Source organism: Sphingomonas alpina (assembly GCF_014490665.1).
Lineage (GTDB): Bacteria > Pseudomonadota > Alphaproteobacteria > Sphingomonadales > Sphingomonadaceae > Sphingomonas > Sphingomonas alpina.
In genome coordinates, this window is the sequence record NZ_CP061038.1 from 769,828 (window position 1) to 790,163 (window position 20,336).

Consider the following 20,336-nt stretch of genomic DNA (forward strand, 5'->3'; position numbering starts at 1 on the left):
ATCATCCTTGTTCCGGCCCAGAGCCGAGTGGGGCGTCGGGCAGGGCGGTAGTCAGCTGGAGCGCATGGAGTTCGGCTCCCATTCGTCCCCCGAGCGCGGCATAGACGAGGCGGGTGCGCTCGACCCGGGAAACGCCTCGAAAGCTCTCGGCCACGACGCGCGCCGCATAATGGTCGCCATCGCCCGCCAGATCGGTGATCTCGACCGTCGCGCCGGGAATGCCGGCGACGATCAATGCCTCGATCTCGCTTGCCGCCATCGCCATGTCGTTATTCCGCCTGCATCAGCTGACGGCGGGCCTCGATCGTATGCTCGTCGATCGCGCGACGTACCACGGCTTCGTCGATCTCGATGTTCGCCGCGGTCAGGTCGCTGACCAGCTTGCGGATCACATCCTCGTCGCCGGCTTCCTCGAAATCAGCCTGCACGACCGCCTTGGCATAGGCATCGGCCTCTTCCGCGGTCAGCTTCATCTGGGCGGCCGCCCAATGGCCGAGCAACCGGTTGCGCCGCGCGGTGACGCGGAACTGCATCTCCTCGTCGCGCGCATATTTGGTCTCGAACGCGCGTTCGCGGTCATCGAAAGTGGTCATGTGGCTCGTTCCCTTGGGCCTGTACTGTCTCAACCAGCGAGATAGGGGCGTGAGGGGCAGCGCGCAACGGCGCATCATCGCCCATGCGGAATTGTCTGTGCGGAACTGCCTCATGGAACAGCCCCCATGGACAGCCCCATGGAACAGCTAAAGCGGAATGGGTCGCCATCGGCTGCGGCATGACGTAGCAAACCGGCATGACGATCGATCAGCAGGGACAGCCGTGAGTGAATTGACCGGAGCGGCACGCCGGGCGGCGGCGTTTCGCCGCATGCGTGATGCGCAGCGGACCGAAGTGGCGGAGGATTATGTCGAGCTGATCGGCGACCTGATCGCCGAAACCGGCGAAGCGCGGCTGACCGATCTGTCCGAACATCTCGGCGTCAGCCACGCCACCGCCGCCAAGGTGGTGCAGCGGCTGCAACGCGAAGGGCTGGTCGAAAGCCGACCCTATCGCTCGATCTTCCTGACCGAGGACGGCGCCGCAGTCGCCGCCATGTCGCGCGATCGCCACCGTATCGTGCACGAATTCCTCCGCGCGCTGGGCGTCAGCGAGCTGAATGCCGAAGCCGATGCCGAGGGCATCGAGCATCATGTCAGCCAGGAAACGCTTGATGCGCTTGCGCGGCTGACGCGGAAACTGGCCAAAAGCTAATATGGTCTCGAGCTGAGTTGCTCCGCTTCCGCCATTCGCCCAGAGCTTGTCGAAGCCTGTCCTGAGCGACTGCCTTGGCAGGCAGACGAAGGGGCCGTTCTTCTTCATCCTGTTCGGCAAGAAAGAACCGGCTTCGACAGACTCGGCCCGAACCGGAGGGGCGATTCCACCCGGCCCGATGCTGCTCCAACACCAAAGTGCGTTGATACTGGCCCATTGTTGCCGCTTCCCCGGCGAAGGCCGGGGCCCAGTCGGAAAGGTCAAGGAAACGAAGGACTGCAGCAGTTTCCGATTGTTTCGCGACTGGGTCCCGGCCTTCGCCGGGAAACATGAAATGGGTCATGACCAACGCAGCTTGGTACAATGCCATCCTCTTGGCACAGCGTCTGTTGCCTGACGATCAAAATTCAGCCATGGCTTAATAATTAAGCATTGGTTTGAGGGAGTCGCCGGCATGGTGCGTGCAGTCATGGCTCTTGCCGCCGCTACACCGTCGGCGCCGCCGGTCCCGTTGTCGTTGCCCCTATTGTCTTCCCCATCCTCCGAAGTGCCGGCTGACACCCCGGCTCCGGCGCCGGACGACTCCGACATCATCGTCATCGGCCGCGCCAGCCACCGCATCGGGGCTGCCCGCTCGGCGAGCGAGGGGGTGATCGGCGGGGAGGATCTGCGCATTCGTCCGCTGCTGCGGACCAGCGAGTTGGCCGAGGCGGTGCCGGGGCTGATCGCGGTGCAGCATTCGGGCGGCGGCAAGGCGGCGCAATATCTGATCCGTGGCTATAATCTCGATCACGGCACGGATTTCAGCATCGCGATCGACACTATGCCGTTCAACCTGCGCAGCCAGGCGCATGGCCAGGGCTATCTCGACCTGAACGGGCTGATCCCGGAAACGATCGACCGGATCGAGTATCGCAAAGGCCCGTATCGCGCGGCTGATGGCGATTTCTCGGCCGTCGCGGCGGCCTCGCTGCGTACACTTGACCGGTTCGAGCGGCCGTTCGCATCGGTCACGGCCGGCAGCTACGGCTATCGACGCATCGCGGCGGGGGGGATCGGTCGCACTCGGGCCGGGAACGCTGCTGCTCGCCGGCGAATTGCTGGCGAATGACGGGGTTTGGCAATTGCCCGAACGGTTGCGCCATGTGTCGGGCTTCGGCAAATATACGGTCGAGACGGGCGCGGGCACGCTGCGCGCCAGTCTCTCGCTGTATGACGCGCGCTGGCAACCGACCGAACAGATTCCGATCCGCGCGATCGGGACGCTGATCCCGGATCGCTTCGGCACGCTCGATCCCTATCTGCGCGGGCGGACCAATCGCCAGGTGTTCAATATCGGGCTGGAGAGCGATCATCTGACCGTCACTGCCTATGTCCAGCATTATGCTTTCGACCTGATCTCCAATTTCACTTTCTTCCTCAACGACCCGGTCCATGGCGATGAACTCGAACAGGTCGAGGATCGCTGGACCTTTGGCGGCCGCATCGCTCGCCGCGTCGATCTGACCGACCGGCTCAAGCTGACCTTGGGGGCCGATGGACAGGTCGACAGGATCACCAATCTTGGTCTGTATCACACCGAATTCGGCAAGCGGATCGGGACGACCAGCCTGGTCGATGCGTCGGAGAGCTCGCTGAGCGGTTATGCCGAACTGAACTGGAAGCCGATCGACCGGTTGAGCCTGATCGCCGGCGCGCGGGTCGATCATTTCCGCTTCCAGACCGTCGCGCGCGGTGGCGCGGGCCATAGCGGCACGGTCGAGGATGGCATCGCCACGCCCAAGGCGGGCGCGAGTGTCGACATCATCCCGGGCCTCGCGCTCTATGCCAATTACGGCCAGGGCTTTCATTCCAACGCGGCGCGCGGGGTGACTGCGCCGGTCGATCCGGTGCCCGGCCTGGCCCGCGCCACCGGTTATGAAATCGGTACGCGTTTCGAACGCGGGCCGCTGATCGTCACGCTCGACCGGTGGTGGAGCCGGTCGGCGAGCGAGCTGATCTATTCCGGCGATGATGGCACGGTGTCGCCGACCGGCCCGAGCCGCCGCAACGGTTATGAGGCGACGCTCTATCTGCGCGCGGCGCGCTGGCTGACGATCGATGCGGTCTATGCCACCAATCACGCGCGCTTCGTCGATGCGCCCGGGTTCGATCGCATTCCCAATGCGCTGGAATCCGCTGGCGAATTCGGCGTGGCGACGGTCTTCGGCCGCTTCAATGCCGCGCTCCGCGTGCGCTATCTCGGTCCCCATCCGCTGACCGAGGACAATAAGATACGGTCACCGGCAACGACCGTGATCAATCTGCGCGCGGCGCGGACGATCGGCGCGGTCGAACTGAGCGCCGAACTGCTCAATATCCTCGATTCGGCCCGCGCCGACGCGGACTATTTCTACGCCTCGCGGCTTCCCGGCGAACCGCCCGAAGGGATCGAGGGCATCCATAGCCGCTCGGTCGAGCCGCGCATGCTGCGCATCGGAGCGAAGATGGTCTTTTGAGCGGCGCGTCTCTGACGGCGAGATGATTGCCCGAGGAGTGCGCAGGCAGGTCGGGTGGAGGCTCGCGATTGGTGCCTATGTCGAGCAAGTGATGGTCAGACGATCGACGGTCACGGCCTGGCGCGCCATCGGCTTGGGTAGAATCACCCTTTCTCCGTTCGCGCTGAGCTTGTTGGAGCACCGCTCTTTCTTCGCTCCGTTGGTAGAAAGAACTGCCCCCTTCGACTGCCTGCCAAGGCAGGCGCTCAGGACAGGCTTCGACAGGCTCAGGGCGAACGGAAGGAGGTGGGGCCACTCAACTCGAAACCGCTCCGGACTAACCTGTGCGAGGTTCGTTATTTTGCATTAAATATATGATATATAACGATAATACTTCAGATTACTTTTCGAGTGATGGTCAGAGATATGGTACATTGCTGGTGTAACATATCTCTACTGCCGGTCCCCCAGCGTCGCTTACCAATGCCTGAGATATGCGACATTGCCGGTGTAACATATCTCTTGCCGTCTACCCCGCAGTGTCGCTGACCTGCGCCGGAGATATGTGACACGACTGGTGTAACATATCTCCGGCTGCCTATCCCGCGGCGTCGCTGGCGACGATTCAACCATGGTGCGGGATCGGGCATGTCTTCCCATGCCGGATTGGTGCCGGCACGCTCTTTCTCAGTGTCGAAAACCACCTTGCGGTAGCGCCGATCCGCGCGTGACGGGCGCCGCCAGCGATGCGTCCAGGTCGCCGGTTCCTTACCCGTGCGCCTCGCTCGACGGCGTTTTCTTGCGCGGCACAAGATGCAACACGCCGACGATTACGCCACCGACGATCAGGCCGACCACGCCCGCTGCCAGCGCGCCGACCAGCCATTCGACCAGCCCCTGCGCCACTGGCGAGGCATGCGCTGCGGCCTCGGCGAAATGGTGGACCGCCTGCGGGATCGCGCCCATGCCGAATTCCTCCAGGCCATGGAGCAGGATGCCGCCGCCGACCCAGACCATCGCCGCGACGCCGAGGTGCGACAGCGCCTGGAGCAGCACCGGCATCGCCGCGACCAGGCCACGTCCGATCGTGCGTACGGCGGACAAGGGACGGCGGCTGAGGTGCAGGCCGATATCGTCCATCTTCACGATCAGCGCGACCGCGCCATAGACGCCGGCGGTGATCGCAAAGGCCACCGCGACAAGCGCTGCGGCGCGCAGGCCGAACGACAGATCCGGCAGGTCGGCGAGGGCGATGGCCATGATCTCGGCCGACAGGATAAAGTCGGTGCGCACCGCGCCGCTCACCTGGCGGGCCTCGAGCTCGGCCGGATCGTCGATCGCGGCGACCTCTTCGGCATGATGAACGCCGCTGAGTGCTTCGAAGATCTTCTCGGCCGCCTCGAAACAGAGATAGGCGCCGCCGATCATCAGCAGCGGGGTGATCGCCCAGGGGGCAAATGCGCTCAGCGCCAGTGCGGCAGGGAGGATGAACAGCAGCTTGTTGCGCAGCGAGCCGACCGCGATCTTCCAGATGATCGGCAATTCGCGGTCGGGCGGCAGGCCGACGACATAGCGCGGCGTGACTGCCGTATCGTCGATCACGACGCCCGCCGCCTTGGCGCCGGCGCGGCCGGCGGCGCCGGCGACGTCATCGAGCGACGCCGCAGCCAGTTTCGCGAGAGCCGCGACGTCGTCCAGCAGCGCTACGAGTCCACCCGGCATGTCATCCCCTTAATTGCACACGCGTCGCCAATGCGGATCGTCGCGCTGTTCGAATACGCGGCCCTTCCCAGTGAAGGGAGGGCCGGTCAATTCGCTGCCTTGCCGTTATTCGGCGACCTTCACCACCAATTTGCCGATCGCGCCGCGTGCGGCCATCTTGGCGATCGCCTTGCCGCCGTCTTCGAAGGCGAAGGTTTCGGTCACGCGCGGGGCGATCTCGCCGTCCTTCCACAGCCGGAACAGCCGCTCGATATGCGCGGTGTTGGCCTTGGGATCGCGCGCCGCAAAGGCGCCCCAGAACACGCCGCACACGTCGCAGCTCTTGAGCAGGGTCAGGTTGAGCGGCAGCCGTGGAATGCCGGCGGGGAAGCCGACCACCAGGTAACGGCCCTCCCAGGCGATCGAGCGCAATGCCGGTTCGGCATAATCGCCGCCGACCGGATCATAGATCACATCCGCGCCGCCTGCGCCAAGCGCCGCCTTGAACTGATCGGCGAGCGCCTTTGACTGGTCCTTGTCGAATGGCGCGCGGGGATAGACCAGGGTCACATCGGCACCAGCCTCCTTTGCGGCTGCGGCTTTTTCTTCCGATGAGACCGCCGCGACGACGCGAGCGCCGAATGCCTTGCCCAGTTCGATTGCCGCCAGCCCGACGCCGCCGGCCGCGCCGAGCACCAGCAATGTCTGCCCCTCGGCCAGACGGCCGCGGTCGAGCAGTGCGTGGATCGTCGTGCCATAAGTCAGCAGCAACGAGGCGCCTTCCGCGAAGCTGCGCCCCTCGGGCAAGCGGAACAGGCTGGTGGTGGGGAGCGCGATCTTTTCGACCAGCCCGCCTGAGCCGGTGGTCGCGATCACGCGGTCGCCGACCGCCCAGTCGGTCACGCCCTCACCGACGCTTTCGATCACGCCGGAGATTTCGCTGCCTGGCGCGAAGGGGCGGGGCGGCTTGAACTGATATTTGTCCTCGATGATCAGGACGTCGGGATAGTTGATCGAGCAGGCCTTGACCGCGACGACCACCTGACCTTTGCCGGCCACCGGATCCGGCAGCTCGTCGATGATTAGGGTTTCAGGTCCGCCCGGTGCTTTCGACAATAGTGCCCGCATGTCTCCGTTCTCCGCTCATCCAGGGCCGGTGTTCGGTAACACCGGCTTCATATTTCGAAATCGCGGTATCCCTTGCCAGTGTCAGGCCGATCTCGTCCAGCCCTTCCATCAGGCATTGGCGGCGGAACGCGTCGAGATGAAAGGGGAAGCGGTCCTGGAATGGCGTTGTGACGGTCATCGTCTCCAGGTCGACGGTGATGGTATCTGTCTTCGCCACCTCGACCAGCCGGTCGATCGCGTCCTGCGGCAGCACGACGGGCACGATGCCATTCTTGAACGCATTGCCCGAGAAGATGTCGGAGAAGCTCGGCGCAATCACCGCGGTGATGCCCATGTCCGCGAGTGCCCAGGCGGCATGTTCGCGGCTCGACCCGCAGCCGAAATTATCGCCCGCGACCAGGATCGGCGCACCGGCATAGCGCGGGTCGTCGAAGATATTGCCGTCCTGCGCGCGCACCGTCTCGAACGCGCCCTTGCCGAGACCAGTGCGCGTCACCGTCTTCAGCCAGTGCGCCGGGATGATCACATCGGTATCGATATTCTTCGCACCCCAGGGATAGGCGCGGCCGGAGACTTGGGTAACGGGGTCCATCAGTCGGCTGCCTTCGGGAATACAGGGAGTTTGGCGACATCGGCCGCCTCGTGCTGAATGATCACGGTCGCCTTCCGATCCTTCGCCAGTTTCTTGATATGGTCGAGCGAGGTGAGCGTATCGGGGCGGCTGCTGTTATAGGCGGGGACGCCGTTGCTATCGTAATTTTCCTGGAAGTGCGCGGCGTCGCCGGTCAGCAGATAGGTGCCGTGCTTCAGCCGCACCAGCAGCGCATGATGCCCCGGCGTATGGCCCGGCGCGTCGATCATCGTCACGCTGCCATCGCCAAAGACGTCGCGGTCGCCGCTGACCGGATCCGCCTTGCTCGTGCCCTTGACCCAGGGCGCGAGCAGTGCCGGATTCACGCCCGGAGCGCCCGCTTTCACGGCATCGAAATCGCCCTTGCCGATCAGCAGGGTCGCGCCGGGAAAGTCGGCCGCCTGGCCGATATGGTCGAAATGATAATGGCTGATACCAAGGAAATTGATGTTCTCGGGCTTCAGGCCCAGTTCGGCGAGTTGCTCGGCGACCGTCTTGGTCAGCGTCGCATCCATCATGATCTTGAGATCAAGCGGCTTGCCCTTCATTGCTGCGGGCAGGCCGGCGTCCCACAGCAGATAGGCGTCGCCATGCTTGATGAGATAGCAGCTGCCGACCAGATCCTTGCGCTTCCCGGTATAGGCCTTGGCATCGGAAAAGGCGTTGAGATCATTGGCGGCGATGGTGCCGCAATCGAGCCGCCACAATTTGATCGGGGCGGGAGCGGCGGTTGCCGGGGCGGCCTGAACCATCAGTGAAACGGCGGCGGCGGCGAACAAAGCGATCCTCATGCGGTATCTCCCCTTTTGTCGTGTGATCTAACGGGTGGGGAGGAAGGTGGCTCGTCTACTTGCCGGGACGGGCGGTCTCGCTGGTGGGGCGGGCGGTGGCGGCATAGGCGGCGATACCGCTCAATACGGTGCCGAGTACCAGCAGTACCAGTGCGCGTTTCATTTCGTGTCCCCCATCAGGTCGCGGACGTCACTCAATCGACCGGTGACGGCGGCGGCCGCCGCCATTGCCGGCGAAACCAGGTGCGTTCGTGCCCCCGGTCCCTGCCGTCCTACGAAATTTCTGTTGGAAGTGGAAGCACATCGTTCGCCCGGCGGCACTTTGTCGGGGTTCATCGCCAGGCACATCGAACAGCCCGGTTCGCGCCATTCGAACCCTGCATCGGTGAAAATGCGGTCGAGCCCCTCGGCCTCGGCCTGCCGTTTGACCAGGCCAGATCCGGGCACGACCAGCGCGCGTACGCCGTCGGCGACGCTGCGGCCATTGGCGACCGCGGCGGCGGCACGCAAATCCTCGATCCGGCTGTTGGTGCAGCTGCCGATAAAGACATGGCCGACCGTAATGTCCTGCATCGCTGTGCCAGGCGTCAGGCCCATATAGGCGAGCGACTTGCGCGCCGCGTCACGCTTGGCCGGGTCGGCAAAGCTGTCGGGGTCGGGGACATGGCCAGTGATCGGCACGACATCCTCGGGGCTGGTGCCCCAGGTCAGCGCAGGCGCGATATCGGTCGCGTCGAGCCGGACCGACTTGTCATAGGCGGCTGCCGGATCGCTCGGCAGGCTGCGCCACCATGCGACGGCGCGTTCCCAATCCGCGCCCTTGGGCGCCATCGGGCGGCCCTTGAGATAGGCGAAAGTCGTGTCGTCGGGCGCGATCAGTCCCGCGCGCGCGCCGCCCTCGATCGACATATTGGCGACGGTCAGCCGCCCCTCGACCGACAGGTTGCGAATGACCTCGCCGGTGAATTCGATGACATGGCCGGTCCCGCCGGCCGCGCCGATTTTGCCGATGATCGACAGGATCACGTCCTTGGCCGACACGCCATAGCCAAGTGTCCCGTCGACGCGCACTTCCATCGTCTTGGACGGCGTCAGCAGCAGCGTCTGGGTCGCGAGGACATGCTCGACCTCGCTGGTGCCGATCCCGAAGGCCAGTGCCCCCATCGCGCCATGTGCCGAGGTATGGCTGTCGCCGCACACCAGGGTCGTACCGGGCAGGGTAAAGCCCTGTTCCGGGCCGACGACATGGACGATGCCCTGATCGGGCGAGATCGCGTCGATATAATCGATGCCGAACTCGGCAGTGTTGCGGCGCAGCGCGTCGAGCTGCTGCGCGCTTTCGCGGTCGGCGATCGGGAGCATATGGCCCCGCGCGTCGACGCGCGGGGTGGTCGGCAGATTGTGATCGGGCACCGCCAGCGTCAGGTCGGGGCGCCGCACCGTGCGGCCGGAGACGCGCAGCCCCTCGAACGCCTGCGGGCTCGTCACCTCATGCACGAGGTGGCGGTCGATATAGATCAGGCAGGTGCCGTCATCGCGCCGTTCGACGACATGAGCGGCCCAGATCTTCTCGTACAAAGTGAGCGGACGACTGGCCATGAGGGCGATCTAGTCGGAAACTGCGTGAAGGCAATGCTTGGCTTGCGCTTTATTGCGCGGGCGATTCCTTGGGCGAGGTATAGGCGGCGTCGTGCGCTACCGGCAGATCGCCGCCCTGACGCAGTGCCGCAAGCATCTCGGCAAAGCCGGTGCGGCAGCGAAAGCCCAGAACCCGTTCGGCATGCCCGGCGTCATAAACGCGGTCGATCGAGTGCTGCAGCGTCCAGCCGCGCGTCGCGTACAGCGCCGCGACATCGGGAAAATAGCGCGCGATCACGGCAGGCGCATCGGCCTTCAACTCGGCCACATCACCAGGCGCGAACGGTGTTGACGCAGACAGGATGAAAGTACCGAAGCCAAGGTCGGGCGCGCGGTCGAGTGCGACGATATGCGCCTCGGCAGCGTCCTCGACCGTCAGGCGGCGATGGAGCAGTTCATTGGCCTTCATATTCTCGCCCGACAGGCTGTCGTGCGTGTCGTCATCCTCGGGAAAGAAGCGGCCGGTGCGCAGGATCAGCACCGGCAGGCCGTGTTCGGCATGGATCAGGCGGCAAAGCTGTTCGGCGGCGAGCTTGGTCACGCCATAGATGTTGCGCGGCTCAAGCGGAGCGAGGCTCTCGTCGATCCACACCGCCGCATCGCCATGCCCTTCGCGGATCGCGGTCGAGATCATCAGCGAGGTGGTCGAGGTGAAGATGAAGCGGCTCGCCTTTGCCGCGACCGCGGCTTCGAGCAGGTTGAGCGTGCCCGCGACGTTCACATCGATGAACGCCTGCCGGGGATAGCGGACGATATCGGGCTTGTGCAGCGCGCCGCTATGAATGACCGCCTCGATCCCGCGTTCGGCAAAGACCCGCTCGACCAGGGCGCGATCGGCGACGGTGCCGATCACATCGGTATCGACGCCCGGTGCCACGTCGAGGCCGGTAACCACATGACCGGCGTCGCGCAGCCGGGGTGCGAGGAAGCGGCCGAGCCAGCCGCTCGATCCGGTCAGCAGAACGCGCATCAGACGATCCTGTAGTCTGCGGTGATGGTACCGGCGGCGGCGAGTTCCGCCTCATGTTCCGCCTCGCGCCATGGCTCGGCCAGCGCTTCGGCTTCCCATTGCCGCATCGCCGGGAGAGTGAGGAGATGGTCGACCCAGGCCTGGCCGGACGCGCCGACCTCCAGGCCATAGGTGCGCACACGAAAGGCAACCGGCGCGTAAAAGGCGTCGACTGCGGTGAAGGCGGGTCCGGCCAGCCACGGGCCGCCGAACCGGTCGATGCCTTCCGCCCAGAGCTCGGCGAGCCGAGCGATTTGCCGTGCCAGCGCGGGCGATGCCGGCCTTGGCGTCACGCGGACGCCGACATTCATCGTGCAATCGCTGCGCAGCGCGCCGAAGCCGCCATGCATCTCCGCCGCCGCGCACATCGCCCAAGCTCGCGCCGCTTCGTCCGCCGGCCACACGCCGTCGAAGCGTTCCGCGAGGTACATTGCGATCGCCAGCGAATCCCAGACCGTCCGCTCGCCGTCGATCAGCACCGGCACCTGTCCCGAGGGCGAGAAAGCGCGGAACGCGTCGTGATTGTCATCGGCTGCGAACGGCTCGATGCGATCCTCGAACGCGATGCCCAGCGCTTTCATCAGCACCCAGGGGCGCAGCGACCAGCTCGAATAATTGCGGTTCGCGGTGATCAGGGTCAGCGGCATGTGTGCCCTTCAGCTGATATAATGGGCGGTGGTTTTCGCCGCGATCTCGTCCGCCGTCACGCCGGGGGCGATCTCGATCAGCTTGAACGGGCTGGCATGATCGGGGCGCTGGAACACGGCAAGGTCGGTGATGATCATGTCGACGACATTCTTGCCGGTCAGCGGCAGGGTGCAGCTCGGGATGAACTTCGGGTCGCCGGCCTTGGAGTTGTGCTCCATCACGACGATGATCTTCTTGACGCCTGCGACCAGGTCCATCGCGCCGCCCATGCCCTTGATCATCTTGCCCGGGATCATCCAGTTGGCGATGTCGCCATTCTCGGCGACTTCCATCGCGCCGAGCACGGTCAGGTCGATATGCCCGCCGCGGATCATCGCGAAGCTGTCCGACGAGCTGAAATAGGCGCTTTGCGGCAATTCGCTGATCGTCTGCTTGCCGGCATTGATCAGGTCGGCATCCTCTTCGCCTGCCAGCGGGAACGGGCCGATCCCGAGCATGCCGTTCTCCGACTGCAGCGTCACCTCGACGCCTTCGGGAATATGGTTCGCGACCAGAGTCGGAATGCCGATGCCGAGATTGACATAATAGCCGTCCTGCAGCTCGCGCGCCGCGCGCGCCGCCATATCGTCGCGGGTCCAGGCCATGTCAGTTCAACTCCTCTTTGGCGCCCGGTATCGGGGTCGCAACATCGGTGGGATTGGCACGCTCGGCATCGAGGCCGAGCCAGATACGGTCGAGCGCTTCGGCTTCGCTGATGCCGGTCGCGCGGGCATAGGTGATCGCGCCGTGGCGCACGCAATCGACCAGTGCGATGCCGAACGCGGCCGGGTCGGCGCCGATCGGTACCGGATTGATGAAACAGGTCACCGGACCGCCATCGCTTGCCCAGACGCGCAGGAACTCGCGCGATCCTTCGAGCAGGTCGGTATAGGGGACGAGGTCGATCGGGACTGGCTTGCCGGTCATTTTGCCTCCGCAGCAGCAGGAGGCGCCCAGCGCTTGTCCTGCGGGAATACATCGTCGATGCCGCCTTTCAGCGCGCTGCCGTAAACCGGATTGGGCAATACGAACCAGCCCGCGCCCCATCTGGTCGAGATCGCACCGGTGGTCACGGCGGCGCGGCGTGCGGCAGGCGATAGCCCGGCATTGAACAGATCGCTGAAATCGCCGAGCTGGTCGCCGCCCATCACGACGACGCAATATTTCGCGGCGATCGTCGCACGGCGACCATCCTTCTTGCTGCCGGTCGCATCGTCGCCAGCGAGGAACAAGGTCTCGCCATGCACTGCGGGGCCGAGCCCCGCACCGGTGATCGCGGCCGCGGTCTGTGGGGCGTTGGCGGCCGAACGGTTGGTGTTGAAGATCACCGTCACGCCCATCTTGCGCAAATCGTTCAGCGCCTCGACTGCACCGGGAACCGCTGCGACCTGAGTCGTCCCGGTCTTCTCCCAGGCCTGCCAGCGCGCTTCGTCATACGGCGCGGGATGGACGGCGTCGTTATATTCGAAGCCGGTATTGAGCAGCACCGTCTCATCGACGTCGAACACTGCGGCGCGGGGCTTGTTGCCGCATGGCACCCAGCGCGGCACGGCAAGCGTCGCATCGGGCGCAAGCACGACGGACTGGTCGGACCCCCCCTTCGCATCCCATCCGACATAATTGACCAGTGTGCGCCACGCTTGTGCGCTGATCGCAGCGCCTTCGCCCGAGCCGTAGAGATATTGCATGCCTGGCGGGACAGTTTGCGTCGGTGCCGCGCCAGCCATAGGCGGCGGCGTTTGCGCCACTGTGCAGCCTGCAAGCGCTAGAGTCGCCAGTGCAAGCCCTATCCCCCTTCCCGCAAGTGGGAGGGAAGGAGAGAGGCCAGCCCTCACGCGTCGGCCCGCTCACGCACGGTGCGGAACTCGATCTTCTTGTCGTAGGGCGCGCCGACGATCATCCGCTTCACATAGATGCCGGGCAAATGGATCGTGTCGGGATCGAGGCTGCCGACCGGCACTACTTCCTCGACTTCGGCGATGCAGATCTTGCCCGCGGTCGCCATCGGCGCGTTGAAGTTGCGCGCGGTCTTGCGGAAGATCAAATTGCCGCTCTCATCGGCTTTCCAGCCCTTGATGATCGACAGGTCGGCACGGATGCCGCGTTCGAGGATATATTCCTCACCGTCGAAATTCTTCACTTCCTTGCCCTCGGCGACCAGCGTGCCGACGCCGGTCTTGGTATAGAAGCCGGGAATGCCGGCGCCGCCGGCGCGGCAGCGTTCGGCGAGCGTGCCTTGCGGACAGAATTCGACCTCAAGCTCACCGCTCAGATATTGCCGCTCGAATTCCTTGTTCTCGCCGACATAGGAGGAGATCATCTTCTTCACCTGGCGGCTGCGCAGCAGCTTGCCGAGCCCTTCGCCGTCGATCCCGGCATTGTTGCTGGCGATGGTCAGGTTCCTGGTGCCCGCCGCCTGAATCGCGTCGATCAGCCGTTCGGGAATGCCGCACAGGCCGAACCCGCCCGCGCAGATCGTCATGCCGTCGAACAACAGGCCGTCAAGCGCTCCTGCGGCATCGGAATACAGCTTTTTCATCGCAGGGCTCTCCAGAGATTTATCGACCGGGCAATAGGCGTGCGCGCTGGTACCGGTCAATCGCACCTTCGGCGCAACGCTGGTTGCACAAAACGCAATCGCGACCTCGTGGCGAACCAATATCAGATCGGCATCACGCCCTTGCGCGGAGCCTCGCCGCCGACCGTTTCTGCGGCGATGGCCAGCCCCGCATCGCGCAGCACCCGGTTGCGATCGGCCCGTCGGGCGGTCATGAACAATTGCTCGATCGGGATGGTCGCGGCGAATTCGGGGATCTCCTGGCATCGGGCGATCCATGCGACCGCGCGGGGCCAGCGTGCGGCGTCGGGTCCCCAGCCGGCCAGTGCGGCATTACGGAAGAAGCATGCGAAGGTGATATCCACCGTCATCGGTGCCGCGCCGAACATGAATGCCGCTGCCGGCGCTTCGTCCTCCAGCCAGTTCATGATGCCGGGCAGGTCCTGATCGGTCGCGGTGGCGATCACGGTTTCGTCCGCTGGTGTGCGCCAGACGCTCGGCTTGATCACGCGCTCCTGGAACAGCCGCCAGATGATCACATCGCCAAGCCGGGTATCGGCATATTCCTCCAGCCAGCGGGCGCGGGCGCGGTCTGCCGGTGCTGCCGGCATCAGTGGCGGGGCGGGATAGGCCTCGTCGAGATATTCGCAGATCACGCTCGAATCGCACAACGTCACGTCGCCGTCGACCAGCACCGGAATGCGGCGCAGCGGGCTTAGCCGGGTGAAATCGTCGGTGCCGAAAAAGGGGATGATCGGATCGATCTCGAAAGCGATCCGCTTGATCGCCAGCGCGACCAGCACCTTGCGGGCATAAGGCGAGACATGATTGCCGATGATGCGCATCAGTTCACGTCGTAAGCGAGTTTCAGGCCGGCGCGCGGCCATGCCATACTGACCAGCTGCCCGGTGCCCGACAGGGTGATATAGGCGGTGCGCAGGTCGCTCCCGCCCCAGCAGATATTGGTCGTGAACGGATCCTGGGTGGCGACGAATTCGACCAGCTCGCCGGCCGGTGAAATGACCGAAATGCCGCATTCGCCGATCGTCGCGACGCAGATATTGCCGCCTTCCTCCACGCCGAGCGAGTCGAAAAATTTATACCCTGCCGGGCGATAAAGCGGGATGCCCGCGCCGCCCAGGCCGGGAGTCAGGTCGACCTTGCCCGGTGCGGTCACCCGGAACGCCATCAGCCGGCAGGTATAGGTTTCCGCCGCGTAGAGCGTGTTGCCATCAGGCGAGAGGCCGATGCCGTTGGGATTCTCGCTCGGGAAGACCACTTCCTCCAGATGGCTGCCATCGGCCTTTGCGTAGAAGATACCGGTGATGTCGCGTTCGCGCGGGCGGTTCTTGCCGTGATCGGTGAACCAGAAGCCGCCATGCGCGTCGAATACGATGTCGTTCGGCCCGCGCAGCGTGCAGCCGAAATCACCATCCTTGTAGAGCGTCTCCACGACGCCGGTCGCAGGATCGATCCGCTCGATCCTGCCGCCCGAATAATCATCGGCCTGCCCGTGCGGGATCAGCAATCCGTTCGGATGCTCGAAATAGTTGAAGCCGCCATTGTTGCAGCAATAGAGCTTTCCTTCCGGGCCGAGCGCCAGTCCGTTGGGGCCGCCGCCGGGCTCGGCGACGGTCTCGGTCGATCCGTCCTGCTTCACGCGCGTGATCCGGCCTGCCGCGATCTCGACCAGAATGATGCTGCCATCGGCCATTGCGACCGGTCCTTCGGGGAAGCGCAAACCGGTGGCGATGGTAGTGAATTCAGGCATGTGACGGCTCTCCGTATTTCTTGCCAGCCTACACGCGTCGCGGATCGGCTCAACCGTATTCATCCAGCGTTCAGCCCATTGACTACAGACGTAATCAGGAAGATTACAAACGTAGTCAGTACGGGAGCGATTCGAATGGCCGAACGGATAAGCGATGCTGAACATGCGGTCATGGAAGTCCTGTGGGACGAAGCGCCACTGACCGCACAGGACGTGTCCGAGCGTATCCCGGCGGGCCGCGACTGGTCCGCCAATACGGTCAAGACCTTGCTCGGCCGGCTGCTCGCCAAGAACATCATCGCGCACGAAGAGGACGGTCGCCGTTATCTCTATCGCCCGCTCGTCGCGCGCGACGATTATGTCGCCGGTGAATCGCGCAAGCTGATGGACCGGCTGTTCGGCGGCAAGCTGACCCCGCTGGTCGCGCACCTCGCCGAACGGGATGAGCTCAGCGCGAGCGACATTGCCGAGATCGAGGCGTTGTTGAAGGGGTTGAAGGCATGACCGCGTCCCTCTTCGCGGGATGGGCGCTCGAGGCGCTGATCGCATCCACCATCCTGATGATCGGAGTCCTCGCGTTGCGAGGGCCGGTTCGCCGCGCATTCGGACCGGATGTCGCCTATGCGCTCTGGGCGCTCCCGGTCCTGCGCCTGTTGCTGCCGCCCATTCCCGCATCCTGGCGCGAGATGGCGGTCGCGCCGGTGGCCCGCGCGAGCGAGACGATCACCATCTATGTCATCGAGCCGCTGAGCGGGCCTCTGGCCGGCACCTCCGCTGCACCGGTCACACAACAGTCATCGCTCTTTGCGTCGCTCTATCCCTCGCTCGGCCTGATGGTGGGCGCGCTGTGGATTGCGGGCGCGGCGTTCTTTCTCGCCTGGCATTCGGTATCGCATCTCCGTTTCTGTCGGCGCATCCTGGATCGCCAGGTACGCGGTGCGCAGATCGATGGCGGCATCCACCTGATCGAGACCGACGCCGCGAGCGGCCCGCTGGCCTTCGGCATCCTGCGCAAATATGTCGCCTTCCCGCGCGATTTCGTCGAGCGTTACGATCGTGAGGAACGCGATCTCGCGCTGGCGCACGAGCTTGGCCATCATGAACGCGGCGACCTGATCGCGAACTGGGTCGCGCTGTTCATCCTTGCGCTGCACTGGTTCAATCCGATCGCCTGGCGCGCTTTCCGGGCCTTCCGCGCCGATCAGGAAATCGCCAACGATGCGCGCGTCCTGGCCGGGTTGAGCCCGATCGCGCGCCACACCTATGCCTGCGCGATCGTCAAATCCGCGCATGGCGGGGCGGTGTCCGCCGCTTGCCACCTCCACACCATCAACGATCTGAAAGGGAGACTGAAGATGCTGACCACCAACAAGACATCGCGTACCCGCCTGTTCAGTGGCATCGCCGCGGTCGCGACCTTGACCGTCGCCGGCCTGGCTTTCACCGCATCGGGTACCAAGGCCGCCGCAGCGATCCGCAGCAATGTCGAAACCGCCACCGGCGTCGACCTGGCGAGCCTCGATATCGTGCCGCCGGTGGCGCCCGCCGCGCCGGCGCCTGTTCCCGCTCCGGATCCTGCGCCGGCACCGGCACCCGCTCCCGCCCCAGCGCCGCTTGCACAGGTCGCGCCGCCCGAACCACCAGCACCGCCTGCCGCCTCCGAATGGACCGGCGACCGGAGCCGCCAGGTGATCACCACGACCGTCAACGATAATGGCAAGAAGACGCGGCACGTCAGGATCGTCATGCGCGACAAGGACGGCAAGGTTCGTACCGAAGAGTTTGACGGAATGGCGGCGTTGCAGAACATTCCCGAAATTTCCTCGGTCAATTGCGGCGAAGGCGGCGATCGCCGGGAAATGGTCATCAGCAAGAAGGATGGCGGCAAGCACAAGATCATCATCTGCAACAATCGCATCGAGCGCGTCGCGCGTGAAGGTGCGGAGATGGCCGCAAAGGGTGCGGCGCTGGCCGCGAACAATGCGGTGAACAGCCGGGAGATCGAACGCAAAGCCTATCGATCGGCGCTGAACGGGCTGCGCAGCGCGCGCGCCAATATGGCCCGCAACCTCGACCTGAGCGGTGAGGCACGCAGCGATGCACTTGAGTCGATCGATGACTCGATCCGCGACATGGAAGCCAATCTCGCCAGGGTAGACTGACGCATAAAGACAAGTCGGGGGGAGCATGGCGCCGGTCACTGCAATGCAGGGCCGGCGCTCTTGCGTTTGGCGGCACCAGCGGCCATCTGAACCTTATGACCGAGCAACCGACCGGCGTGGCTGAAACGCTCGAACCGCTCGTTTCCCGCCTGCTAGCGCCCAATCCATCGCCCTTCACCAACACCGGCACACAAGTGCATCTGGTCGGCGCGACCGACCTTGCCGTGATCGATCCGGGCCCGGATACGCCGGAGCATATCGACGCACTGATCGCTGCGATCGCCGGCCGGCCGGTCGCCGCGATCGTCATCACCCATACGCACCGCGACCACAGCCCCGGTTCGCGACCACTCAAGGCGGCGACCGGTGCGCCAATCATCGGATGTGCGCCGCTCGCCTTCGACGATAGCGGCCCGCGCGCCGATGCGTCGTTCGACCATGACTATGCGCCCGATCGCGTGCTGGCCGAGGGTGAGTCCGTGGCGGGGCAGGGCTGGACGCTGACCGCGCTGGCGACACCCGGACATACCTCCAACCATCTCTGCTTCGCCTTGCCCGAAACGAAAGCGCTGTTCACCGGCGATCATGTTATGGGCTGGTCGACCAGCATCGTCTCGCCGCCGGACGGCGACATGGCCGATTATATGCGGAGTCTCGACAAGCTGATGCAGCGCGACGACCGTATCTATTACCCGGCGCATGGCGATCCGGTGGAGAATCCGCAGCGGCTGGTGCGCGGCATGATGGGGCACCGCAAGCAGCGCGAGGGGCAGATCGTACGCCTGCTCCGCGAAGAGACACGTGCGATCCCGGGGATGGTGGAGCGCATGTATGTCGGGATCGACCCGCGCCTGTTTCCAGCCGCAGAGCGATCCGTGCTCGCCCATCTGATCGACCTGCGCAACCGGGGCCTGGTGGTTGAACAGGGCGATGCCTGGTCGATCGTGAAGGACTGAGCGATGGACAACAAGCGCATCGCACAGGTCGTTCTCGCCATTCTGGTGATCATCGCTGCACTGGTCGGCGGCTGGATCGCATGGGACAGATATACCGAACGCTATGCCATCAGCCGGGAGGATGATGGCACGGCGATCACCAGGATCGTCAGCGCCAAATTCTCCGGCGCCAGCGCGATCAAGGTCGGCGCGCTGTCCGGCACGGTGCAGGCATCGGCCTCCGACACGCGCGGTTTCGGCATGTTGACCTCCGACAAGGTGATCAAGGCGCCGTTTTCGGTCGACTATTTCATCGATATGTCGCGTGTGTCGGCCGATGCCTATGACTGGGATCCGGCGCGTCGGACCTTGACCATTCAAGCGCCCGACGTGGTGCCCGCCGCCCCGAATATCGACTGGGCGGCGCAGACCGCCAATCGCACGCGTGGCTTGTTCGTCACCCGCGATGCCGCCGATCAGCTGGTCCGCCGGGCGACGCTCAACGCCAAGACCGCGGCGCAGAAGGAAGGTGCCAAGCCCGAGCATCTGGCGGTTGCCCGAGAAAATGCCCGCCGCGTCCTGGCCGAGATCGCCACGGGCCCGCTGGCAGCGACCGGCCTTGGCGATGTGCGTGTCGTGGTCAGCTTTCCGTTCGAACGCCGTGGGCCGGCTGAGCAGATGGACCGATCGCGCTCGCTCGAAGAGGTGCTTGGCAACCGCCGCTGAACTGGAGCCGCCGCCCGCCTCGTGATAGGATATTCCGGGGATTGGAATTACGGGGGTGATTCATGGCCACATTAGCTGCACCGGCATCGGGGATGGCGCGCGAGAGCCGCTTCTTCCTGGTCATGGCGTTCGTCATGGCAGGCATCGTGGTGGCGGCATTCTCGTTGCAACTCGCCATGGGGCGTTCGAGCTTTTCATCGCCGCTGATCGTGCACGCTCATGCGGTCGTCTTCATGGGCTGGGTCGCGCTTTACGTCCTGCAGAATATCTTCGCCGCGAACGGGGCGATGGCGCTGCACCGGCGTCTGGGTTGGATCGGCGCGGCATGGATGGTGTTGATGGTGGTGCTCGGCATCGCGGTCACGGTGCTGATGGTGCGGCGCGGCCAGGCGCCATTCTTTTTCCTGCCGCTGCAGTTCCTGATCTTCAACCCGCTCAGCATATTGACCTTTGCCGGTCTGACCACGGCGGCGATCGCGCTGCGGCGGCAGACCGAGTGGCATCGGCGACTACATTATTGCGGCATGACTCTATTGCTCGGCCCGGCGTTTGGCCGGTTGCTGCCGATGCCGCTGCTGATCCCCTATGCGCATGAGGCGGTTTTCGGCGCGGTCATGCTGTTTCCGCTGATTGGCATTCTCGCGGATCTGCGCCGCACCGGGCGCGTCCATCCGGCCTGGTTGTGGGGAATCGGTACGATCGTCGGGTTGCAACTTGTGATCGAAACATTGCCCTATTCGTCGGCCGGCGCGTCATTCTACCGCGCGGTGACCGCGGGTTCGCCCGGGGCGGCCGTTGCGCCACTCGATTATCCGCCGCCGCCGGGTGGTCCCTTGATCACCGGGCGCGGCACGTCCACATGACACCCGTAACTC

The 20,336-nt window shown here is 64.7% G+C and carries 23 protein-coding genes; 8 read left to right on the forward strand and 15 right to left on the reverse strand.

The window, feature by feature from the left end:
- Nucleotide 1: 1 nt before the first annotated feature.
- Both H3Z74_RS03520 and H3Z74_RS03525 read right to left on the reverse strand, forming a co-directional pair.
- Nucleotides 2-265 carry a BolA/IbaG family iron-sulfur metabolism protein gene (locus H3Z74_RS03520; RefSeq protein ID WP_187762619.1) on the reverse strand — a complete coding sequence of 88 codons (264 nt, stop codon included), beginning with the start codon at nucleotides 263-265 and terminating at the stop codon, nucleotides 2-4.
- A 4-nt stretch (nucleotides 266-269) separates the two neighbouring features.
- The gene (locus H3Z74_RS03525; protein WP_187762620.1) at nucleotides 270-593 is read right to left on the reverse strand and encodes a DUF1476 domain-containing protein; all 324 of its coding nucleotides are present in this window, start codon (nucleotides 591-593) and stop codon (nucleotides 270-272) included.
- Between the two features lie 223 nt (nucleotides 594-816).
- Here H3Z74_RS03525 and mntR point away from each other — a divergent pair, with 223 nt between their 5' ends.
- The 3 genes from mntR (at nucleotide 817) to H3Z74_RS03540 (ending at nucleotide 3,746) form a co-directional block, all read left to right on the forward strand.
- Entirely contained in the window at nucleotides 817-1,248 is a 432-nt protein-coding gene (gene mntR, locus H3Z74_RS03530) for a manganese-binding transcriptional regulator MntR (RefSeq protein ID WP_229726858.1), read from the forward strand.
- A gap of 547 nt (nucleotides 1,249-1,795) precedes the next feature.
- A complete protein-coding gene (locus H3Z74_RS03535; RefSeq protein WP_187762622.1) occupies nucleotides 1,796-2,359 on the forward strand; it encodes a TonB-dependent receptor plug domain-containing protein in 564 nt (187 codons plus the stop codon).
- The gene (locus H3Z74_RS03540) at nucleotides 2,346-3,746 is read left to right on the forward strand and encodes a TonB-dependent receptor (protein ID WP_187762623.1); all 1,401 of its coding nucleotides are present in this window, start codon (nucleotides 2,346-2,348) and stop codon (nucleotides 3,744-3,746) included. The genes H3Z74_RS03535 and H3Z74_RS03540 overlap by 14 nt, the downstream gene beginning before the upstream one ends.
- Before the next feature lie 747 nt (nucleotides 3,747-4,493).
- Here H3Z74_RS03540 and H3Z74_RS03545 read toward each other — a convergent pair.
- The 13 genes from H3Z74_RS03545 to H3Z74_RS03605 form a co-directional block, all read right to left on the reverse strand.
- On the reverse strand, nucleotides 4,494-5,447 hold the full coding sequence (locus H3Z74_RS03545) for a DUF808 domain-containing protein (protein WP_187762624.1): 954 nt from the start codon (nucleotides 5,445-5,447) through the stop codon (nucleotides 4,494-4,496).
- 105 nt (nucleotides 5,448-5,552) lie between these two features.
- Nucleotides 5,553-6,554 (reverse strand): NADPH:quinone oxidoreductase family protein, encoded by a 1,002-nt coding sequence (locus H3Z74_RS03550; protein WP_187762625.1) that lies wholly within the window; start codon nucleotides 6,552-6,554, stop codon nucleotides 5,553-5,555.
- Complete coding sequence (gene leuD, locus H3Z74_RS03555) at nucleotides 6,517-7,146, reverse strand: 3-isopropylmalate dehydratase small subunit (RefSeq protein ID WP_187762626.1); 630 nt, start codon at nucleotides 7,144-7,146, stop codon at nucleotides 6,517-6,519. Before leuD ends, H3Z74_RS03550 begins: the two co-directional genes overlap by 38 nt.
- Nucleotides 7,146-7,976, reverse strand: coding sequence for an N-acyl homoserine lactonase family protein (locus tag H3Z74_RS03560; RefSeq protein WP_187762627.1), 831 nt, complete (start codon nucleotides 7,974-7,976; stop codon nucleotides 7,146-7,148). Before H3Z74_RS03560 ends, leuD begins: the two co-directional genes overlap by 1 nt.
- Before the next feature lie 159 nt (nucleotides 7,977-8,135).
- Entirely contained in the window at nucleotides 8,136-9,575 is a 1,440-nt protein-coding gene (gene leuC / locus H3Z74_RS03565; RefSeq protein WP_187762628.1) for a 3-isopropylmalate dehydratase large subunit, read from the reverse strand.
- Nucleotides 9,576-9,624: 49 nt separating this feature from the next.
- Entirely contained in the window at nucleotides 9,625-10,584 is a 960-nt protein-coding gene (locus tag H3Z74_RS03570; RefSeq protein ID WP_187762629.1) for an NAD-dependent epimerase/dehydratase family protein, read from the reverse strand.
- Complete coding sequence (locus tag H3Z74_RS03575; RefSeq protein ID WP_187762630.1) at nucleotides 10,584-11,270, reverse strand: glutathione S-transferase family protein; 687 nt, start codon at nucleotides 11,268-11,270, stop codon at nucleotides 10,584-10,586. The genes H3Z74_RS03570 and H3Z74_RS03575 overlap by 1 nt, the downstream gene beginning before the upstream one ends.
- Before the next feature lie 9 nt (nucleotides 11,271-11,279).
- Nucleotides 11,280-11,915 carry a CoA transferase subunit B gene (locus H3Z74_RS03580; RefSeq protein WP_187762631.1) on the reverse strand — a complete coding sequence of 212 codons (636 nt, stop codon included), beginning with the start codon at nucleotides 11,913-11,915 and terminating at the stop codon, nucleotides 11,280-11,282.
- A 1-nt stretch (nucleotide 11,916) separates the two neighbouring features.
- On the reverse strand, nucleotides 11,917-12,237 hold the full coding sequence (locus H3Z74_RS03585) for a DUF5076 domain-containing protein (RefSeq protein WP_187762632.1): 321 nt from the start codon (nucleotides 12,235-12,237) through the stop codon (nucleotides 11,917-11,919).
- Nucleotides 12,234-13,037, reverse strand: coding sequence for an HAD family acid phosphatase (locus H3Z74_RS03590; RefSeq protein WP_187762633.1), 804 nt, complete (start codon nucleotides 13,035-13,037; stop codon nucleotides 12,234-12,236). The genes H3Z74_RS03585 and H3Z74_RS03590 overlap by 4 nt, the downstream gene beginning before the upstream one ends.
- A 104-nt stretch (nucleotides 13,038-13,141) precedes the next feature.
- A complete protein-coding gene (locus H3Z74_RS03595) occupies nucleotides 13,142-13,849 on the reverse strand; it encodes a CoA transferase subunit A (RefSeq protein WP_187762634.1) in 708 nt (235 codons plus the stop codon).
- Between the two features lie 122 nt (nucleotides 13,850-13,971).
- Nucleotides 13,972-14,712 carry a glutathione S-transferase family protein gene (locus H3Z74_RS03600; protein ID WP_187762635.1) on the reverse strand — a complete coding sequence of 247 codons (741 nt, stop codon included), beginning with the start codon at nucleotides 14,710-14,712 and terminating at the stop codon, nucleotides 13,972-13,974.
- Complete coding sequence (locus H3Z74_RS03605; RefSeq protein ID WP_187762636.1) at nucleotides 14,712-15,638, reverse strand: SMP-30/gluconolactonase/LRE family protein; 927 nt, start codon at nucleotides 15,636-15,638, stop codon at nucleotides 14,712-14,714. The genes H3Z74_RS03600 and H3Z74_RS03605 overlap by 1 nt, the downstream gene beginning before the upstream one ends.
- Nucleotides 15,639-15,773: 135 nt before the next feature.
- On the opposite strand from H3Z74_RS03605, the gene H3Z74_RS03610 reads away from it, so the two are divergent.
- The 5 genes from H3Z74_RS03610 (at nucleotide 15,774) to H3Z74_RS03630 (ending at nucleotide 20,324) form a co-directional block, all read left to right on the forward strand.
- Nucleotides 15,774-16,142: a BlaI/MecI/CopY family transcriptional regulator gene (locus H3Z74_RS03610; protein ID WP_187762637.1), complete on the forward strand. Its 369-nt coding sequence runs from the start codon at nucleotides 15,774-15,776 to the stop codon at nucleotides 16,140-16,142.
- A complete protein-coding gene (locus H3Z74_RS03615; protein WP_187762638.1) occupies nucleotides 16,139-17,800 on the forward strand; it encodes a M56 family metallopeptidase in 1,662 nt (553 codons plus the stop codon). The genes H3Z74_RS03610 and H3Z74_RS03615 overlap by 4 nt, the downstream gene beginning before the upstream one ends.
- A gap of 95 nt (nucleotides 17,801-17,895) precedes the next feature.
- A complete protein-coding gene (locus H3Z74_RS03620) occupies nucleotides 17,896-18,756 on the forward strand; it encodes an MBL fold metallo-hydrolase (protein ID WP_187762639.1) in 861 nt (286 codons plus the stop codon).
- 3 nt (nucleotides 18,757-18,759) lie between these two features.
- Nucleotides 18,760-19,461, forward strand: a complete 702-nt coding sequence (locus H3Z74_RS03625; protein ID WP_187762640.1) for a DUF4230 domain-containing protein — start codon at nucleotides 18,760-18,762, stop codon at nucleotides 19,459-19,461.
- 62 nt (nucleotides 19,462-19,523) lie between these two features.
- On the forward strand, nucleotides 19,524-20,324 hold the full coding sequence (locus H3Z74_RS03630) for a BTB/POZ domain-containing protein (protein ID WP_229726859.1): 801 nt from the start codon (nucleotides 19,524-19,526) through the stop codon (nucleotides 20,322-20,324).
- The last annotated feature ends 12 nt before the right edge of the window (nucleotides 20,325-20,336 follow it).